This is a genomic window from Streptomyces sp. NPDC001157 (assembly GCF_053598255.1).
In genome coordinates, this window is sequence record NZ_JBSFJW010000001.1 from 505,130 (window position 1) to 523,178 (window position 18,049).

Annotated in this window: 13 protein-coding genes; 7 read left to right on the forward strand and 6 right to left on the reverse strand. The window is 67.0% G+C overall.

Annotated features, from left to right (window positions below; translation table 11 throughout):
• Positions 1-17 precede the first annotated feature (17 nt).
• A complete protein-coding gene (locus tag ACWDAG_RS02250) occupies positions 18-5,024 on the forward strand; it encodes a class I SAM-dependent DNA methyltransferase (protein WP_450693670.1) in 5,007 nt (1,668 codons plus the stop codon).
• 64 nt (positions 5,025-5,088) lie between these two features.
• Here the strand turns inward: ACWDAG_RS02250 and ACWDAG_RS02255 are convergent, their stop codons facing one another.
• Both ACWDAG_RS02255 and ACWDAG_RS02260 read right to left on the reverse strand, forming a co-directional pair.
• The gene (locus ACWDAG_RS02255) at positions 5,089-5,274 is read right to left on the reverse strand and encodes a DUF397 domain-containing protein (protein WP_450693671.1); all 186 of its coding nucleotides are present in this window, start codon (positions 5,272-5,274) and stop codon (positions 5,089-5,091) included.
• A 23-nt stretch (positions 5,275-5,297) separates the two neighbouring features.
• Positions 5,298-6,083: a helix-turn-helix domain-containing protein gene (locus ACWDAG_RS02260; RefSeq protein WP_450693941.1), complete on the reverse strand. Its 786-nt coding sequence runs from the start codon at positions 6,081-6,083 to the stop codon at positions 5,298-5,300.
• 308 nt (positions 6,084-6,391) lie between these two features.
• Here ACWDAG_RS02260 and ACWDAG_RS02265 point away from each other — a divergent pair, with 308 nt between their 5' ends.
• Positions 6,392-6,793, forward strand: coding sequence for an ATP-binding protein (locus ACWDAG_RS02265; RefSeq protein ID WP_450693672.1), 402 nt, complete (start codon positions 6,392-6,394; stop codon positions 6,791-6,793).
• On the opposite strand, the gene ACWDAG_RS02270 is transcribed toward ACWDAG_RS02265, so the two are convergent.
• From ACWDAG_RS02270 to ACWDAG_RS02280, 3 genes are all read right to left on the reverse strand, one after another.
• Positions 6,790-8,058, reverse strand: coding sequence for a hypothetical protein (locus ACWDAG_RS02270; protein ID WP_450693673.1), 1,269 nt, complete (start codon positions 8,056-8,058; stop codon positions 6,790-6,792). The genes ACWDAG_RS02265 and ACWDAG_RS02270 overlap by 4 nt on opposite strands.
• Before the next feature lie 240 nt (positions 8,059-8,298).
• On the reverse strand, positions 8,299-9,456 hold the full coding sequence (locus tag ACWDAG_RS02275; protein ID WP_450693674.1) for a hypothetical protein: 1,158 nt from the start codon (positions 9,454-9,456) through the stop codon (positions 8,299-8,301).
• 74 nt (positions 9,457-9,530) lie between these two features.
• Positions 9,531-9,947 (reverse strand): hypothetical protein, encoded by a 417-nt coding sequence (locus tag ACWDAG_RS02280; RefSeq protein ID WP_450693675.1) that lies wholly within the window; start codon positions 9,945-9,947, stop codon positions 9,531-9,533.
• A 649-nt stretch (positions 9,948-10,596) separates the two neighbouring features.
• On the opposite strand from ACWDAG_RS02280, the gene ACWDAG_RS02285 reads away from it, so the two are divergent.
• From ACWDAG_RS02285 to ACWDAG_RS02305, 5 genes are all read left to right on the forward strand, one after another.
• The gene (locus ACWDAG_RS02285) at positions 10,597-11,910 is read left to right on the forward strand and encodes a DUF262 domain-containing protein (protein ID WP_450693676.1); all 1,314 of its coding nucleotides are present in this window, start codon (positions 10,597-10,599) and stop codon (positions 11,908-11,910) included.
• The gene (locus ACWDAG_RS02290; RefSeq protein WP_450693677.1) at positions 11,907-13,058 is read left to right on the forward strand and encodes an AAA family ATPase; all 1,152 of its coding nucleotides are present in this window, start codon (positions 11,907-11,909) and stop codon (positions 13,056-13,058) included. Before ACWDAG_RS02285 ends, ACWDAG_RS02290 begins: the two co-directional genes overlap by 4 nt.
• Before the next feature lie 48 nt (positions 13,059-13,106).
• A complete protein-coding gene (locus ACWDAG_RS02295; protein ID WP_450693678.1) occupies positions 13,107-14,048 on the forward strand; it encodes a hypothetical protein in 942 nt (313 codons plus the stop codon).
• A 141-nt stretch (positions 14,049-14,189) separates the two neighbouring features.
• Positions 14,190-14,492, forward strand: coding sequence for a hypothetical protein (locus tag ACWDAG_RS02300; RefSeq protein WP_450693679.1), 303 nt, complete (start codon positions 14,190-14,192; stop codon positions 14,490-14,492).
• A 248-nt stretch (positions 14,493-14,740) separates the two neighbouring features.
• Positions 14,741-14,902 carry a hypothetical protein gene (locus ACWDAG_RS02305; protein ID WP_450693680.1) on the forward strand — a complete coding sequence of 54 codons (162 nt, stop codon included), beginning with the start codon at positions 14,741-14,743 and terminating at the stop codon, positions 14,900-14,902.
• Between the two features lie 53 nt (positions 14,903-14,955).
• Here ACWDAG_RS02305 and ACWDAG_RS02310 read toward each other — a convergent pair whose 3' ends face one another.
• Positions 14,956-17,754 carry an AAA domain-containing protein gene (locus ACWDAG_RS02310; RefSeq protein ID WP_450693681.1) on the reverse strand — a complete coding sequence of 933 codons (2,799 nt, stop codon included), beginning with the start codon at positions 17,752-17,754 and terminating at the stop codon, positions 14,956-14,958.
• Positions 17,755-18,049: the final 295 nt, after the last annotated feature.

The window sequence follows — 18,049 nt, forward strand, 5'->3', positions numbered from 1 at the left end:
CACCGAGGTTCTGACCCATGACGTACGACTCGCTCGTCAACCGCGGCGACTACTTCTCCGCGCACTACCTGGCCGAGGTTTTCCCCAAGGACCTCAAGGCGGGCCTCCTCACGACGTGGAAGGACCGCGAGGAGGCGGCGCGCGACACGGAGACCGCCGAGGACGCGCTGCCGGTGACCCCGCGCGTGGGTCTGCGTGAGCTGCGCCGCCCGTACTTCCGTGCGCGGGCGTTCTTCGCGGAGGCCGCGGCCGAGCAGGACGACGCGACGACGTACGACTCTCCGGGGTGGCGCGAGCGGGCGAGCGAACTGAACGCGACGGTGCTGCGGGCGCTGGGCTACGACGCGAAGCCGCAGACGCTTACGGTCGAGCGCGCCGACCACACCTACGAGGTGCGGGTCGCGCATGCTGAGCGAGGGCTCGTGGCCCTGGACTGCGGGTGGGCGGCGGAGCCGGACGCGGCGCTGGACCCGGACGGGCCCGGACGGCTGCTGCAGCGGGTCGCGTTGGAGGGTTCGGCAGAGCTGGCGACCGGTTCGAAGCTGGCGTCCTTCTTGTTCGCGTGTGAGGACGCGCCGAGGTATGTGCTGTTGATGGTCGGCGGCGTCGTGGTGCTGGCCGACCGCGCCGTGTGGGGCGAGGGCCGTTATCTGGCGGCCTCGCTGGACGCGGCGCTGGAGCGCAACGACGTGCGCGCGGGCGGCGAACTCGACACCCTGGCGGCCCTGTTCGGCGCGGACTCGCTCCGGACGCCGGAGGAGGGCGGCGAGAATCCGCTGGCCGGCCTGGTCGACAAGTCCACGAAGCATGCGGTGGGCGTTTCGAGCGATCTGCGGGACGGTCTGCGCCTGTCGGTGGAGCTGATCGCGAACGAGGTCCTGGAGCGGCTGCGGGCGGCGGGGCTGCGTCCGGAGGACGTGAAGGAACTCCCGGAGCTGTCACGGCAGTTGACGAGGGAGTCGCTGCGGTACCTATACCGGATCCTGTTCCTGCTGTATGCGGAGGCGCGGCCGGAGCTCGGCATCCTGCCGTCGGACTACCCGGAGTACCACCAGGGGTACGGACTGGGGCGGCTGGGCGAGCTGGTCGCGGAACGGGACTTGGTGGGCGAGAAGGCCCGCGAGGGCTTCTACCTCTATGAGTCCCTGGACCTGCTCTTCCGGAAGGTGCAAGAGGGCTACCGCTCGCGGCGCACGCACGGCGCGGCGGAGGAGGCCGTCTCGGAGGACATCGGCCTGCGCTTCGAACCCCTGCACTCCAAGCTCTTCGAAGCGGAGTCGATCCGTCTCATCGGCGCCCGTTCGGTCGAGGACCCGCGCTTCGACGAGGACGAGACTGGCGAGGTCCGGTACGTCGACACACGCCTGCGCAACGCCACGCTGTACCGCGTCCTGCGCCTGCTGATGCTCACGCGCGGCAAGAAGGGTGAGCGAGGCGGCTTCATCTCGTACGCCCAGCTCGGCATCAACCAACTCGGCGCGGTGTACGAGGGGTTGATGTCGTACTCCGGTTTCGTCGCGAGCGAGGAGCTGTACGAGGTCGCCAAGGGCGGAGATCCGAAGGACGGCTCGTGGCTGGTGCCGGCGTCGAAGGCCGACGAGTACGCGGACTCGGTCTTCGTGCGGCGGAAGGACGAGGAGACCGGTGAGGAGGTACGGGTCCGGTATCGGCCGGGGTCGTTCGTGTACCGGTTGTCGGGGCGGGATCGGCAGACGTCGGCGTCGTACTACACGCCGGAGTCGCTGACCAAAGTGACCGTGCAGCTGGCGTTGCAGCACCGGCTGGACCAGGACGGCACGGTGACCGACGCGCGGGAGCTGCTCGACTGGAAGATCTGCGAACCGGCGCTGGGTTCCGGCGCGTTCCTCAATGAGGCCATCAACCAGGTGGCGGCGGAGTATCTGCGGCGGCGACAGGACGAGCTGGGCGTCGCCATCGACACGGAGAAGTACGCGGTCGAACTGCAGAAGGTCAAGGCGTACGTCGCGCTGCACAACTCCTACGGCGTGGACCTGAATTCGACGGCTGTGGAGCTCGCGGAGGTCTCTCTATGGCTCAACACGATGCATCCCGGGATGGAGGCGCCGTGGTTCGGGCTGCATCTGCGGAGGGGTAACTCGCTGATCGGGGGGCGGCGGGAGGTCTACCCGGAGGAGCGGCTGAAGAAGGGCGGCTGGCTGGGGGCCACGCCGGAGCGCTTTCCGCTGACGGAGGTGGATTCGGCGGGCGGCGCTGGTCTGCCTTCGGGTGCGGTGCATCATTTCCTGCTTCCCGCGAAGGAGTGGGGTGCGGTCGCCGCCGAGAAGGAGGCCAAAGCGCTGGCGCCGGAGGAGGCGAAGGCGCTCGGTGCTTGGCGGAAGGCGATCACCAAGTCGCCGTCGAAGAAGCAGACGGAGCGGTTGCAGGGGCTGGCTCGGCGGCTCGAGTACCTGTGGGGGCTTGTTGTACGGCGGCTGGAGATCTCCGAGCGGGACATCTCGCGGCGGATTGATGTGTGGGGCGCGGAGGACGGGTGGCTGCGGTCGCCTGAGGTGGCGGTGCAGCGGGAGAAGGTGCTCGCCGATCTTGAGGGGGTCGATACGCCGTATTGGCGTCTCAAGACTCTGATGGATGCGTGGTGTGCGCTGTGGTTCTGGCCTGTGCAGAGTGCTGCGCTGCTCGACGGTTCGAGTGAGGTGTATCGGCGGGGCGGTGTCGAGCTGGTCGAGGAGGTTGCGACCGGTGACGACGACGGTGTGTTGATGTCGTGGGAGGCGGAGGCGCTTCCCGGGTTCGGTGCCGAGTCCGAGCAGTTGAGTCTGACGCGGGATGCTGTTGAGCGGCGACGGGCCGGGCGGCGTAAGGAGCAGGTGCCGGAGCGGCGGCGGGCGGTTGTATCGCTGGCGGAGCTGGACGACTGGCTGGAGTTCGCGGAGTCGCTGCTTGGGCGGCGGGATGTTCCGGGGGACTCGCTGGTCTCTGAGTTCGAGCGGCTGGATGAGCTTGAGACGTATGAGGATGCGTTGCCGGATCTGATGGGCATGGAGGGGGCCCATCGGTTGGAGGAGCGGTATCCGTGGGCTGCGGTGGCTCGGGATGTCGCTGGGCAACAGGGTTTCTTTCATTGGGAGTTGGAGTTCGCGCAGGTGTTTGCGCGGGGTGGGTTTGATTTGCAGGTGGGGAATCCGCCTTGGGTTCGGCCGCGCTGGGAAGAATCTCCCGTGCTTTCCGAGATCACACCTTGGTTTTCACTACAACAAGGCGCATCGGCGAGTGAAATTCGATTGAGAAAGGAGGAAGAACTTCAGCGTTCAAAGCCTGCCACTTTCTACTTGGAAGAACTGGCGTCAACAACAGCCATGCAAGCATTCCTTGGGTCAGAGTCCACATATCCAGAACTGAGCGGCACTCAAGCAAATCTTTACCGCTGTTTCATGGTGGGATCCTGGGCACATGTCAACCCACACGGAACGATCGGACTCATTCACCCCGACACCCATCTCTCAGGCCAGGAAGAGGGAAGGCTTCGCGAGACAACCTACAAACACCTTAGACTGCGGGCGCATTTCTCCAACCTGATGAGGGCTTTCCCTGAAATCCGCGTCACGCGACAATTCTCTATTGCGATCTATGGCGGGCCTCAGGATGTCGAGTTCGCGAGCATCAACTGGTTGTTCACAGGCCAGACACTCACAGATTCACTAACTCACGACGGAACCGGCCCACTGCCCGGAATGCGACACGAAGGCCGCTACGATACGCGCCCCCACGCACGTCGATTCACGTATGTTAATCGCCACACCCTGACCAGATGGTCCTCTCTGTCCGCGAAATCAGAAGCGCCCGTTTATCAAACACCCATCCTCTACCCCATCACCCAGGCAGAGGATGATGCTATTTCCGCCCTCGCAACATTTTCTACCCGGCTTGGTGAATTCAATCCGGAAATTAGTGACGGACTGCACGAAACCAAAGCAGTCCGCGAGGGCTTCATCCGTGCTCAAATCTCACACAATGCCTCTTGGGAAGATGCGGTTCTTCGCAGCCCAAGCATTGAGATCGGAACGCCTTTCGCAAAGCAGGCACCAGACATGGGGCGTGCGGGAAAACCAACGGATCTACGCAGCCTAGCTCCAGATGCCGTTCCGAGCTGCGACTTCGCCCGTGCCTGTTCGCCGGAAAAGTATCGGCAGCGACAGGACATCTGGGGAGGTCGACGCGAAACCGAATATTTCCGAATGTGTTGGCGTGAGCGTATTACATTCGACACATACAGAAGTCTTTTCGCAACCCTAATTCCCCCCGGTACCAACCACCTAAACTCACTGCTGAGCATGACCACAACGAACAACGTGACAACTTGTCTTAATGCGGGCTTCTGGGCTGCACTCCCAATGGACTACGTGCTCCTCGTTTCTGGGCGTGATCACCTACAACTTGCCGATGCGCGAAAGATGCCTGCACCGGACCCCAAGCATCCACTCGCCTCAGCTCTCCTCCTTCGGACCATGCGCCTCAATGCACTGACAAACCACTATGCCCCGCTCTGGGAGGAACTTTATGACCCCACTTGGCCAGCCTACGAAGAGTGGGCTTACAGTGGTTGGTCGAACCTTCAGCCCCTATCTGTCTCCCTAAGACCTTCATGGGAGTACCACACTCCTTTGCGCACCGAATATGAGCGGCGTGCGGCCCTCGTTGAGATCGACGCATTGGTATCGGTCTGGCTCGGTATTACAGCAGACCAACTTACGGTGATCTATCGCTCACGCTATCCAGCTCTCTTCGGTTACGAGTCGGCAACGTGGTTCGACGCGAATGGGCGGAAACTCGCCTCGGATCACAACACCTACGGCCACGGACAGACCAAGCAGGACTACATCGACCTCATGGCCCACCTGGAAGACCCGAAGCACACCCCACCCCCATCTGGCTACCAGGCCCCCTTCTACAAGGCCGACCGAGAAGCCGAAATGCGGGCCGCCCACGCCCACTTCCAGTCACGCCTGGACGCCGAGATCTCCGCCGGCCGCTGGACCCCGTGAACGCGCCAGTGCCCCGTGACCAACGGTGAACGGTCACGGGGCACTGCAACGGTCGCGCTTCGCTCTACGCGGTGCGCCGAGCGGCGAATCCGACGAACTCCGCCCAGGTGTCGGGCGCAAGGCTCAATATGGGGCCCGTCTTGTCCTTCGAGTCCCGCACATGCATAAGGCCCGCCCAAGCGGCCACCTCAACGCACTCGCCGCCCTCGCCACTGCTGTAACTGCTCTTGGCCCAGGCCGACTCAGGCATGCTCGTCACAGAGTCTTCGACGCTCATCTCTCCCCTAGCAACTTCTCGATGAAGGCCAGCGATTCGCGCGGAGTGAGTGCCTCGGCCCGCAGAATCCCGTACTGCTCCTCAAGCTCCCGGACCGACCTACGCTCCGTGTAGAGGCGGCTGTCCTTGTGCACCTCTGCATAGGCGATCCTCCGCCCCTCCTTGGTTTCGATCAAGGTGAACGGACCGGCCAGTCCTGCGTGGTCCTCGCACTCGGTGGGCATCACCTGGATCTCGACGTTCCGCCGCTGACCGCGAAGCAGGATCTGCTCCAGCTGACCTCGCCAAACCGCCCGGCCGCCGAGCGGACGCCGTAGAACCGTCTCCTCGATCACGAAGCTGATGGTGGGCAACGGCATCCGGCAGAAGATCTCCTGCCGGGCCAGGCGAGCCGCGACGCGCTGTTCGACGATCTCCTCGTCCAGCAACGGGCGTCGCATGGTGAACACGGCCCGCGCATACTCCTCCGCCTGCAAGAGTCCGGGCACCGCCTGGCTCGCGTACACGTGGAGCTCAACCGCGGCGGCCTCCAACCTGGCCGCATCCCTGAAGAACGCCGGATACTGCGCCCGCCCCACCTCCTCCTTCCCCGCCCTCAACACCCCACCCGCACCCAGCACTTCATCGTCCTGGTCGATGAACTTGGGCGACGGAATCCGCCTCCCCTGCTCGAACGAAGCGATCGTCGCCGCCGAGTACCCCGTCCGAGCCCCCAACTCCGCCCGGTCCATCCCCGCCCGCTCCCGGCACAGCTTCAACTGCCGCCCAAAGACGAGCAGCATCCCCGCCCCGGCCTCGTACTCGCCGCCGCTCCCGCCGCCGTCCTCTTCCCGCTCCTCCAAGCCCGGCACCTCCCGTACGCCACCACCGACCGCCATGGCCACCGCTCCGGAGACCAACACGCCTCACGGAAGGCCGGTCACGCCTCACCGCGCGTACAACCGCACACCGGCCGCGTACAACGGGCATCCGTCAGCGCGTCACTCCTGTTCAAAGTTACGCACAGTCAGCAACCGTTGACCGCATGAAATCGGCAACTTCCCCACAAGAGCACACACCGCAACCCTCAACCCCCACGCACGAGTTCGCCATGCGCTTCACCTCGACCCCGCGCGGCGCACGCCTGGCGCGCCGTCTCGTCTCACACCGCCTCAACGACTGGGGCCACCCCTACACCTCACCCGCCAACGAGAGCACGACCCTGATCGCAGCCGAGCTCACCGCGAACGCCGTCCAGCACGGCCACGTACCCGGCCGCGACTTCCACCTCCGCGTCACGTTCGCCGAGTCCGATGGCGTCCTCCGTATCGAGGTCACCGACACCCGCACCGAGCGGCTCCCCACCCCGGGCACACCGCCCCCGGACGCCGAATCCGGCCGGGGCCTCCTCCTCGTCGATGCCCTCGCCGACGACTGGGGCGTCACCCCTCGCCCGACGGCACCCGGCAAGACCGTATGGGCGGAGCTCCTTCTGTCGCCGTCCAAGTACTAACCAAGCCCCATCGCCACGGCGAAGGCCTTCCCCCATGTGCCCAGTGGACCGAGCCAGGAGTGGGGGCTGAACAACGCGGCGATGAACACGCAGCCAGCCCCCAGGAGGGCACCCGTGCGTCCGAGATCGCGTGAGGCAATCTCCGAATCCCGGTCAAGTTGGTCGAGCATCATCTTCAGCGCAAGTCCCAGTGCGAAAGACACCAGGACACCCACCAAGACGGTAACGATCATGAACCACGTCGTTTTCCCGGAGGGCGCGTCGGACGCGTACGCCGCCCGGTTCGCCGTGACGAGTATCGCTGGAGCCCATGGCGGAATCAGACAGCACAGCCAGACCACGCCGATCCGGAACCATCGGGGCTCACCGACCACACGCGCGCGCTCGCGTGGCACGGGCGACGGGACCGAAGCCTCGCCGTTGTCCTTCGGCGGGGAACCGGACCGCTTCTTCTTCTGCCCGGCCTTGGGGTTGCCCGGCGCGGGCGTCGCCCTCTGCGGAGCCTCGCCGCGGCTCTCGTGCGGCTGCTGTACCACCTGTCCTTCGACGACCCGCGCAGCCGCCGATGACGGGTCCTGCCCGGAGAACTCCTGACCGAGCATCCGCAAGTCGTCACGCACCTGACCCAGTTGCTCCTCGGCCCGTTCCACGAACTCGGCGAACTGTTCGCTCTCCTCTTGCGGCGTCGCCACGGTGGAGGCAGGCTCGGCCTCGGCGGAGGCGCGTGCATCGGCCCGGGCCAGTTGCCGCTCGCGCCGCTCCTCGGCCCGCCGCCGCAGCGCCAGTTCCTCCTGGGCCCGCGCGAGGAGTGCCTCCGCCTTCTCGCGCTCCCGCACCGCGGCGCGCATAACCTCCTGCGTCTTCATGACGCGGAGTTCGGCGGCCTGCAACTGCTCCCGCATCTCGGCCAGCGCCTCGGCACGCCCATCGGCCCTCGCCCGCCGCGCCTCCTCCTCCAACTCCACACAGCGGGCCTGCAGCTCAGCCTGGGCGAAGCTCAGCCTCCGGATCAGCAGGGTGACACGCTCCTGCGTCGACTCCAGGGCAGTACCGCGCCTTTCGGTCTGCGCCAGCTCCTGAGCATCACAGTCGGCTTCGCCATACAGGTGGACATGCGTGATGTACTGGTTGTTCTGGGCCTGGTACACATGCCCGCTGTCCGAGGCGCGGCCCCGGATGTCGGTCTCTCTCCGGCGCTCCGGGCCGGGCGGCTCGATACCGCTCACCGTTCGGCATCCCCCGAGATCTTCGATCCATCGGGCCACACATCTCTGCCCCGGCCACGCCAACCCACTCACGGTAGCGCAAATGCCTTGGGACTCATGGAAGTTGTCTGTCCCGTTATCCGGCGAACCAAGGACACGGGGCAACGAGTCATAGGCCACCAGCCCGAACCGGGCTCTAATACCGGGCTCTAAGACGAAGGCAGTGGGGCACACCGCGCCCGGTGGCGCCCGGGAAGACTGTACGGGCGCAGCTTCTTCCCGACCGAAACCGTCCGCGCGCTAACCCAAGCCCGAAGCGGCAGCGAGCCACTTGCCCCATTCACCAGCCGGACCGAGCCAAGTGAGGGGAGTCCAGAACGCGATCACGAACGAGACGGTGGTGCCTGCCCCGACGATCAGAACTCCGATGGCGCCGGCCTTGTGCTCGGAGTCCCGATCCAGACCGCCGTATACCTCACTCGCGGCCAGCCCCACCGTGATCACGTACAGCACCGCGCCTACGAAAATCGACAGGACAGTGAACAGCATCTGCTTCCAAAAGGCCGCCTCCGACGCGTATGCGGCTCGGTTCGACGTGATGACGAGCATCGGAAACCACGGCGGGAGCGTGCAGAAAAGCCAGGTCCAACCAATCCGCAATCGTCGAGGCGGCCCAGGCACAGGCGTCCGCCTGGGACGCGCGGTCGTGGCTGCCGTCTTGCCGCCGCCCTTGGCCTCGGAGCCGGACGGCTTCTCCGCTTCCGGTTTCGTCGCGGCCGGGGTAATGCCCGGGGCGGGCTTCGCCTCCTTCGGAACCTGCCCGGGGAGATCGCGTGGCTGCCGTACCACCTGGCCCTCGATCACCTGCGCAGCCGGTGTTCCGTCCTGTCCCGAGATCTCATCACCGAGCAGCCGCAGGTCATCCCGCACCTGGCCGAGTTGCGCCTCGGCCCGCTCCAGGAACTCGGTGAACTGCTCGTCTTCCTCGCTCGGCGTCGGCTCGGGGGGTGTCGTCCCGGCCTGGGGGCGGGCGCGCGCCTCGTCTCGGGCCCGTTCCTCCTCGCGCCGCTCCTCGGCACGCCGCCGCAGCGCCAGTTCCTCCTGGGCCTGCGTGAGCAGCGCCTCCGCCTTCTCGCGCTCCCGCACCGCGGCGCACATCGTCTCCTGCGTCTTCATGATGCGGAGTTCGGCGGCCTGCAACTGCTCCTGCATCGCGGCCAGCGCCTCGGCACGCCCTTCGGCCCTGGCCTGCCGCGCCTCCTCCTCCAACTCCACGCAGCGGGCCTGCAGCTCAGCCTGGGTGAGGCTCAGCGTCCGGATCAGCAGGCTGACACGCTCCTGCGTCATCTCCAGGGCAGCACCGCGCATCCCGGCCTGCACCAACTCCCGGGCTGAGCCGCCGACTTCTTCATGAAGGTGAAGATGGGAGATGTACTGGTTGCCCTGGGCCTGGTACACGTGCCCGTTGTCCGAGGCGCGGCCCCGGATGCCCGTCTCTCTCCGGCCCTCTCGGCCGGACGGCTCGATACCGCTCACCGCTCGGTGATGTGCTGGTCACCCACTGACTGGTAGATCCGGGAACTGCCCGAGGCACGCGCGTCAAGCCGTACTTCGCCGCTGATCTCCTGCCGCGGCGCAGGGGCCGACTGGGCCAGCAGCGTGCGCAGCTCCTCGGCGGCGCCGGGGTGTTCACCCAACAGGTCCGCCACCCGGCGCTGCCAGGCCCTCGCCACGTCCGCCTCGCCCGCGGTGTCACCGGAGTCGGCGGCTGCGAGCAGCGCCCGTCGAGAGGTCTCGAGCTCTCGCTCGACGTCGTCCGCGGCCTGCGGGCGGTACCTGCGCCACACGGTCACGATGCCGTCCCGCGCCTGCTGCCATCCCTCGCTCACGAGAAGGGCCACCATTGCCGTTCCGGCTTCGCCGGCCAGGGTGACGAGATACGGGTCCATGGCATCCCCCGAGACTTCGTTCGATCCACCGGGCCACGCAACCGTGGGCACGGCAACGTCAACAAGGCCCAGAGTAACGCAACTCTCCTAGGGCTTATGGGCGTTGTTGCCCCGCCGAACTGACGCACTGTGAGGTACATGTGTTGCAGGTGAACCACCTTGATCCAGGTCTGCGCGTTGCCCGAGCCTGGCAACTCGGTCGCTGCCCTTGTCGGCACCCGCCCGACGAGGGAAGCCGTCCGGTGCGAGATGGGCTCGACGGTCGTGGCTCCCCCCAGACCCCGCTGCTGCGCCGGCGCGACCCTCGGTGAGGACGTCTCCGGCGATCGGGTCGGCGGCATCCCGGACGTGGCCGCCCAGGTCTTCGATGCCGTTCGCGCCCTTTGTCCGCACCCTTCTCACGACGCCTGGCGCGCGCACCACGTGATCGGCGCTCTCACTGGCGGCTGGGGGCGTTGCCCCACACGGCTCGACGGACCCGGGAAGACCGTATGGGCAGAGCTGTCCCGCCGTCCGCCCGCACCGCCCCGTCCTGAGTCGCTCTGCGGCCCGCATCCGGTGCCGCTCATCAGGCAGAATCGACATGGACGTACACATGGGCATACACGGGCCACGGAGACACCGTCGACCGAACGGGACGCGAGGACACATGTCGCTGGAGGACAGCACCGGCAGCCGCGCGGCGGCGCGGGAGCAGCAGTCGCTGTTCAGCCGCTACCAGGACGACGCCTCCGCCGAGGACAGCGGCGGCTTCCGGGTGGAGATCGGCGCGGACGGCGGGGGCACCGACGTGGAGCTGGAGCTGCCCGATCCCGAGACGGAGGAGAGCGCCGACCGGATCACGGCGCCGTACGACCCGTCCAAGATCGAGATCCAAACCAGCAACCCCACGATCAACCTGCTGATGTCCCGGCTGAGCAACGGCATGATCGACCTCGCGCCGGACTTTCAGCGGCGGGCCGGGATCTGGTCCGACGAGCAGCAGAGCCGGCTGATCGAGTCGCTCCTGCTGCGCATCCCGATCCCCTCCTTCTACGCGGCCGAGCTCGACGACGCCTCCTGGGCGCAGGACAGCTCCTGGGCCATCGTCGACGGCATCCAGCGGCTGACGGCCATTGCCCGCTTCATCGCGCCGGAGGCCCTCGCGGAGGTGGCCGGGATCGACGCGGGGCCGCTGCGGCTGCGCGGGCTGGAGTATCTGCGGGACAGCTTCGAGGGGAAGGGGTACGACGATCTGTCCGGGCGGCTGCAGATCCGGCTGAACGAGACGCAGGTCGTCGTGCACGTCATCCGGCCCGGCACTCCGGAAGAGGTCAAGTTCAACATCTTCGCCCGGATCAACACCGGAGGGCTGCCGCTGACCCGGCAGGAGATCCGGCACGCCCTCGTTCCGGGGCCGGCCCGGCAGCTGTTGTCGTCGCTCGCAGAGTCCGCGGAGTTCCGGTCCGCGACGAGCGACGGCGTCTACAGCGAGCGTATGGCCGACCGGGAGATGGTGCTGCGCACCCTGGCTTTCAGGCTCACGCCACCCACCTCGTTCAAGGCCCAGGACTTCGACCAGTTCCTCGCGCTCACCATGCGGCAGATCAACCGGCTGTCGCCGGAGGAGCGGGACGCGCACGCCCTCGACTTCAAGAAAGCGATGCTGACGGCCTGGGGAATCTTCGACGGACACGCGTTCCGCAAGCTCTATCCAGGTCAGACGCGCCGCTCACCGGTCAACAAGGCCATCTTCGAGGCGGTCGCGGTGAACCTCGCCGAACTCTCCGACGACGAGCGCGCCGCGCTGGTAGCGTCCCGCGAGAAGGTGATCGAGGGCTTCCAACTCCTCATGACCGACCGGGACTTCGAACGTGCCGTGTCCGTGGGCACGGGTGATCGCGCCAAGGTCGTCACACGGTTCGGCCGGGTTCGCGATCTCTTCCGTACCATCCTGGAAAGCGACGGGGGCAGCACGCGGTGATCGACCAGTTGTCACTGACCAATTTCAAGGCGTTCCGGTCGGCGGACATCCGGCTCGCCCCGGTCACCCTGCTCACCGGCCTCAACTCCTCCGGCAAGAGCACCGTCCTGCAGTCCCTCGCCATGCTGCGTCAGTCCTACGACTCGGGCACCCTGCTCTCCACCGACGGCGACGCCGACGAACGCGGCGGCTTTCTCCTCGACGGCGATCTCGTCGAGCTGGGCACTGGGCTGGACGTACTCCACGAGGACTTCGTGCGGGCTGAAGGAGAGCCCATCCCACTGATCACGGTGGCCTTCCGCACGGACGGCGGAGAGACGTACGCATGGTCCGCGCGCTACTCCCCGGAGCAGGACGTACTCCCTCTGCGTCACTCCAAGACGATGGACCCCGAGCACTGGGCCGAGGTCCCGCTCTTTTCCAGACGTTTCCAGTACCTCAAGGCCGACCGGATCGTCCCGGCCACCAGCTACCCCCGGTCGCACCACCAGGCGATCGGCCGCGGCTTCCTCGGCGCGCGCGGCGAGCACACCGTCAACTTCCTGCGCCACCGCGCCCAGGACCTCGTCCAGCTCAAGCCCCTGCGTCACCCTGAGGCACGCGCTCACACCCTGCTGGACCAGGTCGTCGCCTGGATGCAGGAGCTGTGCCCCGGGGTCAATCTGGAGGCGGCGGGGATCCCCGGAACCGACTCCGTCCGGCTGAGCTACGGGTTCGGCAGCACCGCCGGCCTCGACTCCACGAGCCGCCGCCGCCCGACAAACGTCGGGTTCGGTCTGACCTACGCCCTGCCCATCGTCGTGGCCTGCCTGACCGCGGCGCCCGGAAGCCTGATCCTCCTGGAGAACCCCGAGGCCCATCTCCACCCGCGCGGTCAGGCCAGGATGGCCGCCCTCATCGCCGTCGCCGCGTCCGCCGGGGCGCAGCTGATCGTCGAGACGCACAGCGACCACGTCCTCGACGGCACTCGACTCGCCGTCAAGCAGGGCCGGCTGAAGGCCGCGGACACGGCCATCCACTACTTCCGGGGCAACGGCGCCGGCGTGGAGATCGTCAGTCCGGTCGTCGGCGAGGACGGCGCGCTCTCCGAATGGCCCGAAGGCTTCTTCGACGAGTCCGACAACACCCTCGACCAGCTCCTCGACTGAGCACTTCGCTCACCGCCAGCATTTCTCACACGCCAGGGGGGCGCATCAGTGGTGCTGATGTTCTTCAACGAGAAATCCTGCGCCTCACCGTCCACGAAGGACGAGGCACGGCAGGCCATGCTCGACTTCATCAAGGTCTGCCGGGAGATCTGGAGGATTCACCGCGGTACCACGCTGGTGAGCGAAGTCCGCCTGGAGGACATCGAGTTGGCCCCTGGCTACTACCTCCAGCAATGGCGCAACGAGCCGGGCAACCACGACGCCTGGCAGTTCATGCGCCGTACGCTGCAACGTAAGGCCCCGCTCTCCGGCGCACTCCCAAAGCCCCCGGACGACCAGGACAGCGAGTACCGCCACGAGGGGGTAGCGGTGCTGGGCCTCGCCGCCGCGCACATCATGAAGGCCCAGTCCCTGGCGGTCAGTCTGCCCACGGCACCGTGCTGGGACCTTCCCTGGGTCAAGGTGGACTACGAACTCCTCGACGAGGACGGCCACATCGAGGACACCGCGGACGTCAGACATGCCGCCACACGCGCCCACGTCACGGAGCACGAGGACTGGATCCGCAGGACCGCGGAGGCCGCCGCGACAACCGGCGCCGACCTGTGGTCCAAGCGCCAGGACCTCTACCCGCACCTCCAGTTCGTTCCCGGTGTGGAACAGAACCTCAAGGACCTCCCCGGCGTGGCCGTCCCCTCCGTACGCGAGGAACTGAGCCTCCTGAACACCGCCGCCGAGGCCTGGCGCCCCGGTGAAACGGAGCCGCCCTGGGCCGTGAAGGTGGTCCCCGAGAGCGACTCTCGCATCAACCTCGGCCTCTGCGACTTCACCGACTGTGACGGCACTAAGCGCCTGTTCAGTCTCCACGTCCGCTACAACCCCAAGCCGGGGCGCATCCACTTCCGGCTGATCGGTGAGGAGGGGAAGATCCGCATTGGCTACGTCGGCCGGAAACGGCTGGCGGACGGGGTGCCGCGCAGGGCACGTTGACGAGCGCACACAGACATTCGGCACCGCCATGTCATGGAACGGATCCGGCCAACCTGCGCGGTGGGGGCCCCGCCCACGATGAGACCGGTGCGTGCACCCCACCGGCAACAACCTCTCGGTCGGCGACCAGTCACGCATACGGTGGCCAATACCGCCTCGTCCGAAGATGCGGTGAAGCAGGCGCTCGAACTCATCGAGCAGCTACGAGGCTCGCTCTCCGCGGATTCAGACAGCGCCCTGCGCGAAGAGATCGCGGACAGCCTCGACGACACGGCAGACGCCCTCGGCTCCCAGTCGTCCTCCGGCGAATCCACATGGCGTCGGCGGCTGGACAGAATCAGCCGTGCCATAGGACGCCTCGGCGAACGCACCACGTCGCGCACAGAGCCCCTCGGCCAATTCGCCGGCGCAGTCGCAGTCATTGCCGGAGTCGCCGGACACTGATCGACTCTCGCGCCTTGGCATGGCCATCACAGATAGGCTGCGCTCAAGTTGGGGATCTTGCGGCGCAAGAGCCGCCGAGAAGCCGCTGCCGCACAGCGATGGGAACGCCTCCATGCCTCCGCGAGACAACTCGGGCCCGGCTACCACATCGTCCGAGTCGCCGAGGTGTATCAGCGAGCGCGCAACGGCTCCAAGGCGTATGTGATCTGGACGGAGACCGGGGCACGGCAAGACACGTGGTTCCAAGGGTGGGTTCCTCAGCCGGGTCCTTCCTGCTCGTGGGCGGATTCGTGGGGTACGGACCGCACAACAACAACCCCAAGGTGCTCTTCATCGGGCAGAGCGGCGTCCACAGCACGGCCGCCGCCAACTCCCGGAGCGCCTGGCTGCGGCAGCAGAGACGTGCGTAGGTAGCGAACATCGCGGGTCGTCGGCCGGGGAGGACCGGCCGACGACCCGCGCTTCACGGCAGCCAGCGGCGTGCCTGCTCGCGGCTGACGCGGGCGGCGTCGACGTACCAGAGGCGTTTCGGTGCGTCCCACTTCGCGCCGAGCTCTCTCTTGGCCTCGTCCTTCTCGGCGAACGGGACATCGAGGTAGAGGCGACCGTTGACCACGGAACCGGGGCCGATGCCGTCAGCCGACGGCTCAGCTGCCTCGGCCTTGCGACGCGTGCTGTCGGTACCGCCGCCCACAGCCCGTGGGTTCCACGCGACCTTGTCCTTACGGGCCCGCTCGATGACCCTGCTGACCCGCTCGCAGGCCGTGGGATCCGTAAACCTCATCATGAGGTCCGTCGGGCCGCTGTTGGCCAGCAGATTGAGTGAGCCGTGCCAGAGCACCGTGCTGTCGAGGATGAGTACCTTCTCGTGCATGCGCTCCCGGAAATCCACCTCGCAGCCGACTGATCGGAGCTGGTCGATGCGCTGCTGATGGCGCTCAGCTGCGGCATCGTCGCGCTGTTCGTCGGCGGAACGGGTGTAGACGACCACCTTGACGCCCTGACCAGCTCGTCGGCCCAGCAGAGTCGACCATCTGCGGACCGGGTTCGGGTCGAGGAAGGGGCAGTAGATTTCGATACTCCTGGCAGCCCTCTCGATGTCCCACTCCACCGCCTTGTGGACCTCGTCCGCCGGGAAGAAGGCGGGGCGTGCCAGTTCCTCCTCGGAGAGAACGGAGAGTTGGGCCGCCTCTCGCGTGGGTACGAGCTGGTCGGCCGACATCACCTCCGCGTGGGCTTCGAGGTGGTCGATCATGGTACGCGCCTCGCTGTGCGGTGCGAGGTGCCGCCGCAGGTGCTCCAGATCGGCGACAACGACCAGGTGGTCCTGGGCACGGCTGAGGGCGACGTTCAGGAGTCGGCAGGTCTGGGACGAGAGGCCGGTTCCCTTGTAGAAGATGCCGGGGTCCTTGCCCGCGCCGACGGCCGTGTCGAAGACGACGATCGGGCGCTGGCTGCCCTGGAACCGGTGGATCGTGTCGACCAGGCCCTCGTAGTCCTCACCGAACCGGTACTTCAGACTGCCCTTCAGTGCCTTGACCTGGGCGCGGTAGGGAGCGATGACGGCGAGTCTGTCGGTGGCCCGCTCCCGCGCTGCTGTTTCGGCCTCACTCCACTTCCGGCCCGGGAGCACCCCCTCGTACTGAAGACCGCGTACGAGTTCGTGCACCACTGCCTCGTTCACCGTGTTGGCCCGGTAGTCGGGCCCTGCGATGCGCTGCTTCGAGGTGTCGATGAGGATGACCGGGGATTCGACCAGCGGGTTGAAGGGGATCCTGCTCCGGTCGTCACGGCCGGTGCCCAGCGGGGCGTCCGGATAGGCGACGGCGTTCACGAGTTCGCAGATCGGCTCGCGCATGCGGTACTGCGTGTCCAGGGCCACGAGCCGGGGGTCCTGACGCACCCCTCCGGAGGCGGTGACCAGACCAGCCGCGTGGAAGGCGTCGCGGGCTGCCCACTGCCGGGAGTGCTCTCGTTCCTCTTCCGTGGCCTTCCGATCGCCCTCGCCCTTGGTCACGGCCGGCAGTTGCCGGAAATCCCCGGCCACAACGACTCGCTTCCCGGCGAGGCCCGCGGCCAGCCAGGCGGACGGCAGATCGACCATGCCCGCCTCGTCGATCACCACGACGTCGACCCGGTCCAGTAGCTTGCGCGACTGGACGGCCTTGGCGACCGTGGCCCCCATGACCCGGCACTTGGAACGCACTGTGTCCTGGATCTTCCTGCGCTGCTGATCCAGTCCGTCGAGCTGCTTCTGCAGCGTCTCGGCCTGACCGACGAGCACGGTGCGTGCAGGAAATCCCGCGAGACGGGACCGGGCCGCGGCGAGGCGACCGGTCACCTCACTGATCTCCGCGGCGGCGGTGCTCGCACGCCCATCGGCCTCGGCGGCGCGCCCGGGGGCACTGCGCGCCACTGCTTCCGCCTGGACGAGTCGGGCGTGCAGGTCCGCGAGTTGAGCTTCCTTCCGCTTGGCGAAGAGCCCGCCCGGTTGTCCCAACTGGCTGATCTGGACACGCAGTTGTGCTTCCGCAAGCTGCGCGCGCAGAGCTTCCTCAAGAGCGGAAGTGCTTGTCGCCAGGGCCTCGGAGCGGATCGTACGGGCCGCGTTCAGCCGCTCTTCCAACGACCGCACTTCGTCATGCAGGGCAATGGAGGCACGGATGCCCTTGAGGGCGTCCGTCGAACGTGTCAGTGCCTCGTCCAACCGGGCGGAAACCCGAGCGGCAATCTGCACCGGGTCGACGTACTCCCCATACCGCTCACGCAGGGACGGGACCTCGATCTCTCCGGCACGCTGCACCAACCCCTCGGAGAAGCCTTCCTGGGTGGCGAGGAGATCGCAGATCCGCTCCAGGGCCTGGTCGACCGCGACCTTCGTCGGGGCGAGGAAGAGGATGGTGGACCCCTGTCGGAAGTTCCCCTCGACGATGTGCCCGACGACGTCCGTCTTTCCCGTTCCGGGCGGCCCCCACAGGAAGAGGATCTGACTCGCGAGCGCCTGCTCGACGGCAAGTCTTTGGCGCGAATTCAGCTTCAATCCCTGCCAGTTGGCGATCCAGCGCCCGGGATCGGTGTCGCGAGCGGTCTTGGGACTTCCCTGACCGACGATCCACCCGGCACTCTCCGTGCGTATGCCGCTGTCCGTATTGCCCGCCGTCTCAAGACGCTCGGCGACGATCTCCAACCCGGCCGAATCGTCCTTGCGGATCTGGGCGTTGGGAACCGACTGGCCCAGGTTCTCCGTGGTGATCAGCCGCACGCTTCCGTCGGGCAGACGAGATGCTTCCGCTGTCGCCCAAGGGCCGCTCGCCCGTGAGGCCCTGACAAGAACCGGCATGCCGTCGAGGGAGTCGTGCCACTTCCTGCATACGAAGAGGTACTCGAACCGTTCCCCCGCCGACGACACTAGGCGTCCGCCGGACAGCGGCACCTTCTGCCCATCGCCCCCGTCACCGCGCCGTTCCGCCAGGATTTCCGACCGCACGGCAGTCAGTAGTTGCGGAACCGGATACGGCTTCTCGGCCTGCCCCATGCGCCCGCTCCCCCGATCTCTT

What these genes read in the sequence shown, in the direction of transcription:
- ACWDAG_RS02250 (WP_450693670.1), top strand. Translation starts at nt 18, where the DNA reads ATGACGTACGACTCGCTCGTCAACCGCGGCGACTACTTCTCCGCGCAC.
- ACWDAG_RS02255 (WP_450693671.1), bottom strand. Translation starts at nt 5,274, where the DNA reads ATGCCTGAGTCGGCCTGGGCCAAGAGCAGTTACAGCAGTGGCGAGGGC.
- ACWDAG_RS02260 (WP_450693941.1), bottom strand. Translation starts at nt 6,083, where the DNA reads ATGCTGCTCGTCTTTGGGCGGCAGTTGAAGCTGTGCCGGGAGCGGGCG.
- ACWDAG_RS02265 (WP_450693672.1), top strand. Translation starts at nt 6,392, where the DNA reads ATGCGCTTCACCTCGACCCCGCGCGGCGCACGCCTGGCGCGCCGTCTC.
- ACWDAG_RS02280 (WP_450693675.1), bottom strand. Translation starts at nt 9,947, where the DNA reads ATGGACCCGTATCTCGTCACCCTGGCCGGCGAAGCCGGAACGGCAATG.
- ACWDAG_RS02285 (WP_450693676.1), top strand. Translation starts at nt 10,597, where the DNA reads ATGTCGCTGGAGGACAGCACCGGCAGCCGCGCGGCGGCGCGGGAGCAG.